This window comes from Flavobacterium sp. 2755 (assembly GCF_031455715.1).
In the GTDB taxonomy this organism is placed as follows: domain Bacteria; phylum Bacteroidota; class Bacteroidia; order Flavobacteriales; family Flavobacteriaceae; genus Flavobacterium.
The window spans coordinates 16421-28866 of record NZ_JAVDTG010000002.1; the positions used below are offsets into that span (position 1 = coordinate 16421).

Genomic DNA, 12446 nt, shown 5'->3' on the forward strand with positions numbered 1-12446 from the left:
CGTCTATATATCCTATTATTAATTCTCGACTTTTACGATAGCCATTTTCCCGTTGTATGGTGATTTGCCTTTAGCTTCTAATGCCTTAGTTGCTTCTTGCAGACCATCGAATTTCTCGTAATAGATATAATATTTACTTGTTGTTATATTGTAAAAGAAATTAATATTTGAAAGCCCTGATGCAACAGCTTTTGTTAAGAACTCATCTCGTTTTTCAACACTGCTGTGTACCGCAAGAATCATGTAATAACCACTTTCAGAATTTTTAATATTCTTAATAATCTGCATGTTTGACTGATCTTCACCAAAATCAAAATCAGCTGCTGTGAGCGGTGTACTGCTTACTTTCGTTGTTTCCTTAATACGTTTAAGAGCAGCTACATCCTGAGCATATCTTCCCTGATCATTTTCGTATGCCGCACGCTTAATTCTACGTTTTTTCTCAATTTCAGTTTCAGCTTTAATACGCTCTAAATCGGCTAATAATGCTGCGCCTTCAAGTTCCATTTTTAACTGTGCTGCTTTCAATTCGTTTATCTTCTCAAGATAAGCTTTGTTTAAAGCATCATTTTTATTTGGAACTTTTTTAAGTCTTTCGTTATATAAATTCGTCAGCTTCGCAATCTCATCTTTTTGAACTCTACTTGCATCAGCAAGCTGTGATTTTAAAGCTTCTATCTGACTGTTTTCTGCAGCTACACTTTTGAAAGGTTTTGGTTCTTTGTAAATACCTTTTTCACTTAAGTCATTCTCCTCTTTTAAATCATTCAGGTCTTTTTGTTTATTAGCAACTGTTGATTTAAACTGATCTAATAAATCATTTTGTGTTTTACCTGAACTTTCAATTGACTGAGTTAAGCTTTCAATTGCTTTTGCTGTTTCATCTTTTGCTGCAGCTGCTGCTCTGGCCGCTGCTGCTTCTGCATCAGCTTTTGCTTTCTCCGCAGCTAATCTTGCCTGACGCTCTTCTTCTTCTTTTAATTTTCTTGTTTCTTCGTCAGCTTTTTGTTTTTCTAAAGCTTCAGCATCCGCTTTTGCTTTTGCATCAGCTGCTAATTTTACTTTAAGAGCTTCAGCGTCAGCTTTTGCTTTTGCGTCTGCTGCTAATTTCGCTTGCAATGCTTCTGCATCGGCTTTTGCTTTTGCGTCTGCAGCCAGTTTAGCTTGTAATGCTTCTGCATCGGCTTTTGCTTTTGCGTCTGCAGCCAGTTTAGCTTGTAATGCTTCTGCATCGGCTTTTGCTTTTGCGTCGGCTGCTAACTTAGCTTGTAATGCTTCAGCATCTGTCTTAGCTTTTGCGTCGGCTGCTAATTTTGCTTGTAATGCTTCTGCATCAGCTTTTGCTTTTGCATCGGCTGCTAACTTAGCTTGTAGTGCTTCTGCATCAGCTTTTGCTTTTGCGTCAGCTGCTAATTTCGCTTGTAATGCTTCTGCATCGGCTTTTGCTTTCGCGTCTGCTGCTAATTTAGCCTGTAATGCTTCTGCATCAGCTTTTGCTTTTGCATCCGCTGCAAGTTTAGCTTGTAATGCTTCAGCGTCGGCTTTTGCTTTTGCGTCTGCAGCTAACTTAGCTTGTAGTGCTTCTGCGTCTGCTTTTGCTTTTGCATCGGCTGCTAACTTAGCTTGTAGTGCTTCTGCATCAGCTTTTGCTTTTGCATCGGCTGCTAACTTAGCTTGTAGTGCTTCTGCATCAGCTTTTGCTTTTGCGTCTGCTGCTAACTTAGCTTGTAATGCTTCTGCATCGGCTTTTGCTTTTGCGTCTGCAGCCAGTTTAGCTTGTAATGCTTCTGCATCTGCCTTAGCTTTTGCGTCTGCTGCTAATTTAGCCTGACGTGCTTCTTCTGCTTCTCTTAATTGTTTTTCTTCTGCTTCCGCTTTAGCTTTTGCAGTTGCTTCTGCATCGGCCTTAACTCTTGCATCAGCAATTAATTTAGCTTGTAAAGCTTCCATATCTGCTTTTGCTTTCGCTTCTGCAGCTAATCTTGTTTTTTCTGCTTCAGCATCAGCCTTAGCTTTTGCATCTGCAGCTAATTTCGCTTGTAATGCTTCTGCATCAGCTTTCGCTTTAGCATCGGCTGCTAATTTAGCCTGACGTGCTTCTTCATCTGCTTTCGCTTTCGCATCTGCAGCTTGTTTTGCTTGTAGAGCTTCTGCATCTGCTTTTGCTTTTGCGTCTGCTGCAAGTTTCGCTTTTAATGCTTCTGCATCTGCTTTTGCTTTAGCATCTGCTACTAATTTTGCTTGTAATGCTTCCGCATCTGCTTTCGCTTTTGCTTCTGCATCAAGTTTTGCCTGAGCTTCAGCATCGGCTTTTGCTTTTGCATCGGCTGCTAATTTTGCCTGAAGTGCTTCTGCATCAGCTTTCGCTTTTGCTTCCGCATCTAATTTTGCCTGAGCCTCAGCATCGGCTTTCGCTTTTGCATCTGCTGCTAATTTTATTTTTAATGCTTCTGCATCTGCTTTTGCTTTTGCTTCTGCAGCTATAATTGCTTGTCTGGCTTCTGCATCTGCTTTTGCTTTTGCATCAGCTGCTAATTTTTCTTTTAGAGCTGCTTCTTCAGCGGCTTTTGCTTTTGCGGCAGCGGCGGCTTTTGCTCTGTTTGCAGCATCAATCGAAGCTTTTGTTTTTGCTTCAGAAGCGGCTTTTGCTTTAGCTTCTGCAGCTAATCTAGCCTGAAGTGCATCAGAGTCAGCTTTTGCTTTTGCATCTGCAGCCAGAATTGATTGTAAATCTGCTTCTTCAGCTTTTGCTTTAGCATCGGCTTTACGTTTTGCTTCTGCGGCGTCTGCTTTAGCTTTTGCGTCTGCAGCAAGTTTTATTTTAAGTGCTTCTGCATCCGCTTTTGCTTTTTCAGCAGTTAATTGTGCTTGTGTTTTTTGCGGAGCCTGTGCTGGAGCTGGCGGTGTTGCTGCAGCAGTTTGTTTCGCTTTAGCTTCTGCATCTGCCTTAGCTTTTGCATCAGCAGCAAGTTTTATTTTTAATGCTTCAGCATCAGCTTTTGATTTGTCTGCTGCTAATTGTGCGGCTGTTTTTTGTGCAGCTGTTGCAGATGGTTTGCTTGCTTGTGCTTGTGCTCTCGCAGCAGCAGCAGCATCTACTCTAGCTTTATTATCTGCTGCTAATTTTATTCTTCTTGCCTCAGCATCAGCTCTTGCTTTATCTGCAGCTAATTGTGCGGCTGTTTTTTGTTCTGCTGCAACGGCTCTGTTTGCTGTTGCTGTCTGCGCTCTTGCTGCAGCTGCGGCATCTGCCTTAGCTTTAGCATCGGCGGCTAATTTTATCTTAAGAGCTTCTGCATCTGCTTTAGCTTTATTGTCTGCGTCTAATTTTGCTTTTGCTGCAGCATCGGCATCAGCCTTAACTTTTTCTGCAGCAGCAAGTCTTGCTTGTTTTGCTTCGGCATCAGCTTTTGCTTTTGCTTCAGCAGCTAATCTTGCTTTCTCGGCTCCATCTACTCTTGTTACAGGAGCTGCATTTGTTTTTGGTTTAGCAATTACTGGTTTAGATGTCGTTCTCGAAGGGTCTATTAATGATCCTTCTTCGTCATCTCCGTAATAGTAATTTCTGTTTTTGAATTTATAAGCAATTGCAAATTCATGAGAACCTCCCATATTTGTAAAATTGCCCATTCCTCTTTCGTAGTTATATTCGATTGCAATGCTAGGTGAAATGTTAACCCCTAAACCTGCAGAAACTCCGTATAAAGTATTGTAACCTGCCTGTGCCCAAACTCCTTGTTTCAGCGAAAGCATGGCAAGTCCTGAAAGAACTGTTTTATCTTTTTTAATTTCTGTTTTTACGATTCCTGAGAATTTACTTTGCTCAAAAAAACCATAACTGTCAATGTATCCCGTGTACATTGCATGCAATTCAATTGCTCTTTCCGGATCTTCTTTTACAACGCCTGAACCAAAATTGTAAAGAATTAAATTGTTTACCGATAATCCGAAATCAAGAAAAGCGGTTCCGTAATTAATCCCCGGATTTACAGTAAGCATTGTGTTTGAAGGATAGTCGCCATTTAAAATATCCGGATCATCAGATATAATTTTTCCTTTGTCTAAACCACTTTGATAAGCACCTACGTTTAAACCAAAAGTAAGATTGCTGTCTTCCTGCAAAACGATATTGTGAGCGAAATTGACAACTCCGCCAAACACGGTCATCAAACCGTAATTTTGTTGAAACAAACCAATAGCAAAAGCTTCATTTTCTCTGAATCGGCCAGAATAATTGGCTAAATAAGTTTGCGGTGCATTGTCAAACTGCACCCATTGTCTTTTGTTATAAAAGCTTGCATAAGCGTTTGTTTCGCGAACAAAGCTAAATGCAGGGTTTATTAAATATCTATTAAACTTTAATGAATTTCTGATAGGTAATGAAAACGAAACAACTCCATTCTCAACTTTGTCCTGAGAATAGAGTACATTAGAAAAACCGTAAAATAAAGTTATGAATAGTAAAATTTTCTTCATTATTTAATCACAGTTATTGATCCTTTTTTTTCACCTGTGTCTGATTGAATGACATAGTAATAAACTGGATTTACATTTTTAAAATCTTTTATAAAAGAGTTAAGTTCCGGATCGTAATTGCTGCCGACATCATCATACATTACCTCTCCATTTGAACTTAAAATTATTAGCTTCGTCGATGGTGTTTTATACGCATCTGGAATATTCCAGTAAGGATAAGCACCGCTCAGTTTAACAATGTTTGGAATTACAGTAGTAACAGCATCTGTTTCTGAAGTAACTCTAAATGTAAATTCTTTTGAAGCTATACAACCTGATTCCTGTGATATTTTAACTCTATATAAACCTCTTACGGCTACCAGATAACTTGAACTGCTAGCGCCGTTTATTGCAATATTATTTAAAAACCATTCGTATTTAGGAGTTGTAGCATCAGTCGTTATTGATACGTTTAATGTTTCTCCTTCTTTAAGCTGATACGTTTCCGGAACATCTATACTTGCCGTGAAACCATTAATTTTTAAATCGATACTTCCTGTAGCTTTACAACCTCCAAAATCAACCTCAACAGAATAAAGACCAGATTCACTTGCAGTAATACTGCGAGTATTTGGAGCGATTACTACACCGTCTTTTTTCCAAACATAACTGTTACCTGATGTTGCTGTTAAAATAGTTCCTGCACCATTTAAACAGAAAGGATTTCCTAAGCTGGAATCAACCGTTACTGCAGATCCTCCGCCAGAAGATACTACCGTAACACGATTAGAACTAAAGTTATCATCATCACAACCGCCATAATTGATTTGGGCATAATAAACACCCGGAGCATTTGCTACTAACGTTGTACCGCTTTGTCCTGCAATTAATATATCATCTTTGTACCATTTATAGGTTAGATTTGGATAATTGGCAGGAGAAGATGGGGTGTCTGCAGGAGTTGGATTATCAACAGAAAGACTTAAACTTCCGCCTGAACAAATAGTAGCCGAGGATTCATTATTATTGATAAAAAATTTCTCTGCATAGATTCTGTAATAAGCCGGAAACGAAGTCTGGTCCTGAAAATTCTTAACCCTCTGGCTGTAAGTAGGCGTCGCCGTATTACTTTTAATACGAAGACTGTATATATTTGATCCTTTTAAATTCGTAGGAATAGCAAACTTAATTGTTTGCTGCTGCGCCACAGGATCATCTACAAATGAAATTTTTGTTGTAGCAGTAGGAGTTGTGAAGCTTCCCAAATCGTCTGAAAGTTCTACTTCAAAAGTAGTTCCTGCCGGAAAATTTAAATAGCTGAATGTTGCGAAGTATTCATTAAATGGCGTTCCATTTACTTCTAAACCGGCACAAATTCTTTCAAAAGGAAGCTGTTGTCCAACTATTGCTGGTGTTTGGGCATAGGTATTCGATTTAGTAAACAGAATTATACTAAATAAAATGAAAACTTTAAAAAAAGATAAAGTAGTTTTTTGAATCATATAGTACGTGTTCTTGCTAAGTCTATACGCTCAAAAAACAAGATATCAATGAATGTTTCAGAAAAATCATATTTGTAGTTCTCTATAATATCTTTTGCAAGAATTGAAGTAGAACCAATCAATGAGTTTTCTTCACAATCTGAAGATTGATCTTTCGTATCAGCCGGCATAGTAAGGCTGTCCTTGGGGGTGGACAGCCCTACTATTAACTGATTAGAATTATCTAATTTGCTGACGCATTGATCAGCTGATTCGTTATTTTGATTTATCTCAATTGAAGCTAATTTGCAGTCAGAAACAGCAGAAACCGTAGGCTTTTCTATTGCTGAACTTTGTGCATACAGACTTAACGAAATAGGAGAAACCAAAAAGAATATATATAAATACTTTTTTGTAGATAGAGCCATTATGTTTTGATCTTTATTTGGTCCTTTTAAGACGGATACATAAATTGTGTCTGGGGACTTTATTAATAAAATTTACGCTTTGAAATAAAAATCGAAATCTATTTATCTATTGCCGCTTGAAGCTGTAATTTTTCCTAATTGTAATCTAAAGTCTGGCTTTTTAGGGTTGAAAATATCAATAAATGTCTCTTTATTGTCACTTTGAGAATAAACATTAAAGAACACACTGTTTCCATACCAGCTCTCTAAATCTTCGTTGTTTGAGTTGTATTCAGTAAAGATGTTTCCTTTACATAAGTTGAAATACATTTCCTCAAATTTGATTTTTTTAAGGTTGGCATCATTGATTTCTGTTTTGCTGTCTAATAACACTGCAGGGTTAAATCCAGAGATCACACTTCTTTTCATTTCAAGAGAAGCAGTTTCAGCTACGTAAACAGCCTCTTTTACTAAACCTGATTGAATGTCAGCATTGATGTTTTCACTGTCATTAAGCATTGTAATGTTAGTCGCAACAACTAAAGTAGTTTTTTTAGTAAAATCTGTTTCGCTTTTCTTTTCGAATGATTTTACCTCCATACAACGAGATCCGTCTTTGTTACTAGATAAGTAAGAAGATCTAACTGCTAAAGAGTTATATAAACGACATTGTACACCTTGTGTAAATTTGTAATCGTCGTTGATTGATTTATAAGAAACGAATTTTGTAGCGTTAACGTCTCCACCGAAGAAAGCAAATGAATCTCCTCCAGAGTAGCTAACCATAACGTTTTCAAGAATTGTTTTGTTACCAACACCTGCAATAGTTAAACCGTTGAAAGTATCAACTCCTTTCACTTTTTTACCTGCAAATTCGATTCTAACATATCTTAAAATTCCAGAGTTTGAAGCAACATTGTCACCACCATAAGTAGTTAAAGTTGGATCAAGGTCCATATTGTAAGAACCTACGTTACCGAATTTGTTAATTGGCGCATCACCAAGAATTACAACTCCACCCCAGTCTCCAGCTTTTTTCTGGCTGCGGTTAGATGTAAATACGATTGGGTCAGTTTCTAAACCATCAGCAACAAGTTGTGCACCTTTTGTAACTACCAATGTTCCTTTTGTTTCGAAATCACCAATAATTAAAGTTCCAGGTTCGATTGTTAAAACCGCATTGTTTGTAACGTAAACGTTACCTTGCAAAACATAGATATTCCTTTTAAGCAATTTAGTATTAACAGAAATGTTTCCTGCTAAAATTTGATTTGCTTCTCCATACTCTACTTTGTTAGGCTTAAATTCAGTCCAGTTATTTAACCAGTTAGTGTAGCCCATAATTCCTTTCTCTTGTTGAGCACTCATACTCGTAACTGTCAAAAGAACGCAGATCATTTGAGTAATTTTTTTCATGATAAAGGTGTGTATTAGGTTAATAATAAATTTGGGTATGCTTTAAATAATTTGGGTATGCGTAAATGAAAAAAACTGTTCTCGGTTTTTCTAATATTATTCAGAATAAATCGAGAACGAGTTGTTTTGTTTACTTTTTCAAAATAACGCAGAAACTAAATCCATCTACGTAAACATTTCAAAAAAGGTTTTAAAATATTTTTTTTAATCTTACATCTCGTTCAATTCGTTGAACTCATGTAAAGATTTTAATGTGTTTTCGTAAAATAAAATTGCCGCGATAAGGTTTCCTTTATCTGAGTAAGGCATCATTTTTCTTTGAAACTCAACTGTAGTATCTAAGAAAGTTGTTGTTCCAATTGCCTGAGCATCTAAAACTTTTTTGTGTTCACTATCGTCTGGAATACCTAAGTCTGCCATAGTAACACCCGGTTTTGTAACCAACGCAATATAAGGGAGAGTTTTTACTAATACTTTAATTCGCTCAATATACAATTCCAAAAGTTCTCCTTTTTGCATACCACTCAATTCTTTTTGATCATGGTATTTACGAATAAGAGCTGTTGTACTAATAATACTTCTTGGAGCGTTTTTTGCCTGCGCAGAAACAGCTGCAGTAGTCATGATAAAAAATGCACTAAATAAAATAATTTTCCCTTTCATAAATTCTTATTTATATTGGTTGTTGATGCAAACAAAAATATAGAAATTAACTTAAATTGCAACTTTATTGAATTCTTTTTTCAAAAAAAAACCTTAAAAAAACCTTAAAACCCCGCTCTATGTCGAGAAAATGTGCGTTTTAACGGGCTTTTTGTTAAATATGTTAAAACAGGAAACGTAAGAGATTATCTATAAAAAGGCGCTAAAATTTTACTATAAATAGCCAAAAAAAGTATACGTTTATCGTTTTGAACAAAAAAATATTAACAAAAAAGTCTTGATATCTGCTCGCGTGAAGTAATTTATTAACAAAAGTTAGCGGTAACAGAACAATATTTTTAGCAAAAAACAATCATATTCTCATAAATGAAATCCAGCTCAATAATCTTTAATCTAAAATTTTTGACTACATCATTTTCTGCTATCTTTGCTTCATGCAATTTTCTCAAATTTTAGGTCAGGATTACATCAAAAGTCACTTGATAAAAAGTGCATCTTCCGGGCGAATTCCTCATGCACAATTATTCATTGGGCCTGAAGGAAGCGGTACATTATCTACAGCAATTGCTTATGCACAGTACATTTTGTGCAGTAATACAGGAGATGAAAACGAAAATGGAAATGATTCGTGTAATTTGAAATTTCAAAATATTTCGCATCCCGATCTGCATTTTATTTACCCAACTGTTACTACAGAAGATGTTAAAACCAAACCCAAAAGTTTAGACTTTATTCAGGACTGGCGAAACTTTATTCAGGAAATGCCTTACGGTGGATTATTTGACTGGTATAAACTCCTTGGCGTTCAAAACAAACAGGGAGAAATCAGGGTCGAAGATGCTCAGGAAGTTTTAAAATCGCTTGCGCTGAAATCCTACGAAGGCGGTTATAAAATCATGATTATCTGGATGGCAGATAAGATGAATGTTGCCGCTTCGAATAAACTTTTGAAACTGCTCGAAGAACCTTCAGATAAAACTATTTTTATTCTGATTTCTGAAAACGAAGAAGACATTATTCAAACCATACGTTCTCGTTGTCAGGTAATTCACTTTAACGGACTTCCCGAAAAAGTAATTGCCGAAGCATTGGTTTCCAAAGAAAACATAGATTCGAATTTAGCCAAAAAAATTGCCCATCAGGCGCAGGGAAATTTTAATAAAGCATTGCATTTATTGAAAGAAGATGATACTGAATATCCTTTTGAGCAATGGTTTGTAAATTGGGTTCGCGCTGCTTTCAGGGCAAAAGGAAACGCCGCAGCGATTCAGGATTTAATTTCCTGGAGTGAAGAAATTGCCGGACTTGGCCGCGAAAGCCAGAAAAAATTTATTCAGTTTTGTATCGAAATGTTCAGACAGGCATTATTACTGAATTATCAAACGCCAAGTTTAGTTTACATTGAGCCAAAAGTCGACAAATTTAAACTCGAAAATTTTGCCCCTTTTGTAAACGGAAATAATATTCACGAAATTTTCAAAGAGCTTTCAGATGCAATGTATCATATTGAAAGAAACGGAAATGCGAAAATAATCTTAACCGATTTATCTATAAAACTTACTCGTTTAATTCATAAAAAATAGTCCTCAAATGAACAATGTTGCCTCTATTTTAATATTAGCATTTTTAGCCTTAACTTTTTTACAATCAGGCTATGAAAAAATTTTTTACTGGAAAGATAATGTTGCCTGGCTTAAAGAACATTTTGCCAAAACGCCATTAAAAAATCAGGTGCCGCTGGCTCTTTTACACTTGTTAATTTTAGAATTAATTTCCGGAATTTTAAGTGTTGTCGGCTCGATTCAATTACTAACAAACAGTGGTCGTGATTATGGTTTTTATGCCGGAATATTTTCATGTATCTGTTTGTTAATGATGCTTTTCGGACAACGATTAGCCAAAGATTATGATGGCGCAAGAACCATTGTTATTTATTTAATTCCTGCCGTTATGTTAGTTAACTGGATGAATTAATCAACCACAATTATTCAAAAAAGTCAGCCATAGATTTCACATATTAAAATGATTAAAAAATTTGTGAGAATCTTTGAAATCTGTGGCAAGAAACGTCCACAAAGCGGACATAAAATAAAATTTTATTATTAAAAAAATGAATCCAAAACACCCATCAGAATCGCTGACAATATTAACTGATTTAGTTTTACCGAGTGAAACAAATCCTTTGAACAATCTTTTTGGCGGCGAATTATTAGCCCGAATGGATCGTGCCGCAAGTATTGCAGCCCGCAGACATTCACGCCGAATTGTAGTTACGGCATCTGTAAATCACGTTGCTTTTAACAGAGCAATTTCCCTTGGAAGCGTTGTTACCGTAGAGGCAAAAGTTTCAAGATCATTCAAAAGTTCTATGGAAGTTTTTATAGACGTTTGGGTAGAAGACCGCGAATCTGGAAACAGAACGAAAGCAAACGAAGCTATTTATACTTTTGTCGCTGTTGACGATACCGGAAGACCTGTTGAAGTACCGGCAATTGTTCCTGAAACAGAGTTAGAAATACAACGTTTTGAAGCTGCTTTGCGCCGTAAACAGTTAAGTTTAGTATTGGCTGGAAAATTAAAACCTTCTGATGCTACTGAATTGAAGGCATTATTTTTGTAATACAAATTGTTACAATTTGAAACAATTTGAAGCAATCAAACTTCAAAAAAAGAAGTATTTTTACACATTCTAATTCGCCAAATAAAAATTCAGGAAGTTATTCCACTATTTGGTTTTTGAAAGGCAGATAATAACAATTTTAGATATTTAAGAAAAGATGAGTTCAGACAAAGAAGCCAAATTAAAAGCGCTGCAGTTAACGCTTGATAAACTTGACAAAACCTACGGAAAAGGAACCGTAATGAAAATGGGCGACAGAGCCATTGTAGAGGTAGAAACGATTTCTTCGGGTTCTCTTGGCGTTGATTTAGCTCTTGGAGTAAATGGATATCCAAAAGGAAGAATTATTGAAATATACGGACCAGAATCATCTGGTAAGACTACATTAACATTGCATGCAATTGCCGAAGCTCAAAAGGCCGGCGGAATAGCAGCTTTTATTGATGCAGAACATGCTTTTGATAGAAACTATGCTGAAAAATTAGGCGTTGATATCGAAAACTTAATTATCTCTCAGCCAGACAATGGTGAGCAGGCTTTAGAAATTGCCGAAAACTTAATCCGTTCTGGGGCTATCGACATTGTTGTAATTGACTCTGTTGCGGCTTTAACGCCAAAAAGTGAGATCGAAGGTGAAATGGGAGATTCTAAAATGGGTCTTCACGCACGTTTAATGTCTCAGGCTTTAAGAAAATTAACAGGGACAATCAGTAAAACAAATTGTACTGTTTTCTTTATCAACCAGCTGCGTGAAAAAATTGGTGTTATGTTCGGAAATCCTGAAACAACAACCGGTGGTAACGCATTAAAATTCTACGCTTCTGTACGTTTAGATATCCGTCGTTCCTCTCAAATTAAAGATGGTGAAAACGTGATTGGTAACAGAACTAAAGTTAAAATCGTTAAAAACAAAGTGGCACCACCGTTTAAAACTGCCGAATTCGACATTATGTACGGAGAAGGAGTTTCTAAAACAGGTGAAATTCTTGATTTAGCAGTTGAATTTGAAATCGTTAAAAAAGCAGGATCTTGGTTTAGCTACGGAGACACTAAATTAGGTCAGGGACGTGATGCCGTAAAAGCTTTAATTAAAGACAATCCAGAATTGGCTGATGAATTAGAAGCAAAAATTAAAGCTCACATGAAAGAATTAGCTGATGCTTAAAAACTATAAAAGTATTTAAAAATCAATACTTTACATTCTAAACTCGGAGGATTTTAAATCTTTCGGGTTTTTTATTTGAAAAAAAATTAAAAAAAGACGCAACCTTTTTGCAACTCTTTCATCTATACAAATAGACAGAATGTTTAATTGGTATTGGCCATAAATACGCAGTTCAACATTTTTTTTATAATAAATTTGGTTGGTTGATTCACTAAAAGTCCGTTAGTTTCACTCATGGT

General features: G+C 36.3%; 9 protein-coding genes. 4 read left to right on the top strand and 5 right to left on the bottom strand.

From position 1 onward, the window contains the following. Positions 1-18: 18 nt before the first annotated feature. The 5 genes from J2Y38_RS03835 to J2Y38_RS03855 form a co-directional block, all read right to left on the bottom strand. Positions 19-4476, bottom strand: a complete 4458-nt coding sequence (locus tag J2Y38_RS03835) for a type IX secretion system membrane protein PorP/SprF (RefSeq protein ID WP_309839738.1) — start codon at positions 4474-4476, stop codon at positions 19-21. After that, the gene (sprC, locus tag J2Y38_RS03840; RefSeq protein ID WP_309839740.1) at positions 4476-5957 is read right to left on the bottom strand and encodes a gliding motility protein SprC; all 1482 of its coding nucleotides are present in this window, start codon (positions 5955-5957) and stop codon (positions 4476-4478) included. The genes J2Y38_RS03835 and sprC overlap by 1 nt, the downstream gene beginning before the upstream one ends. Further along, positions 5954-6364 carry a hypothetical protein gene (locus J2Y38_RS03845; protein WP_309839742.1) on the bottom strand — a complete coding sequence of 137 codons (411 nt, stop codon included), beginning with the start codon at positions 6362-6364 and terminating at the stop codon, positions 5954-5956. Before J2Y38_RS03845 ends, sprC begins: the two co-directional genes overlap by 4 nt. 102 nt (positions 6365-6466) lie before the next feature. Then, entirely contained in the window at positions 6467-7759 is a 1293-nt protein-coding gene (locus J2Y38_RS03850; protein WP_053474361.1) for a hypothetical protein, read from the bottom strand. Between the two features lie 210 nt (positions 7760-7969). Beyond that, positions 7970-8422, bottom strand: coding sequence for a hypothetical protein (locus J2Y38_RS03855; protein WP_056207289.1), 453 nt, complete (start codon positions 8420-8422; stop codon positions 7970-7972). A 434-nt stretch (positions 8423-8856) separates the two neighbouring features. Here J2Y38_RS03855 and J2Y38_RS03860 point away from each other — a divergent pair, with 434 nt between their 5' ends. The 4 genes from J2Y38_RS03860 (at position 8857) to recA (ending at position 12207) form a co-directional block, all read left to right on the top strand. Beyond that, on the top strand, positions 8857-10005 hold the full coding sequence (locus J2Y38_RS03860; RefSeq protein WP_309839748.1) for a DNA polymerase III subunit delta': 1149 nt from the start codon (positions 8857-8859) through the stop codon (positions 10003-10005). 7 nt (positions 10006-10012) lie between these two features. Continuing rightward, positions 10013-10396 (top strand): DoxX family protein, encoded by a 384-nt coding sequence (locus tag J2Y38_RS03865; RefSeq protein ID WP_309839750.1) that lies wholly within the window; start codon positions 10013-10015, stop codon positions 10394-10396. Between the two features lie 136 nt (positions 10397-10532). Further along, positions 10533-11042 carry an acyl-CoA thioesterase gene (locus J2Y38_RS03870; protein WP_073486072.1) on the top strand — a complete coding sequence of 170 codons (510 nt, stop codon included), beginning with the start codon at positions 10533-10535 and terminating at the stop codon, positions 11040-11042. Positions 11043-11199: 157 nt separating this feature from the next. Then, a complete protein-coding gene (gene recA / locus J2Y38_RS03875) occupies positions 11200-12207 on the top strand; it encodes a recombinase RecA (protein ID WP_232679799.1) in 1008 nt (335 codons plus the stop codon). Positions 12208-12446 lie beyond the last annotated feature (239 nt).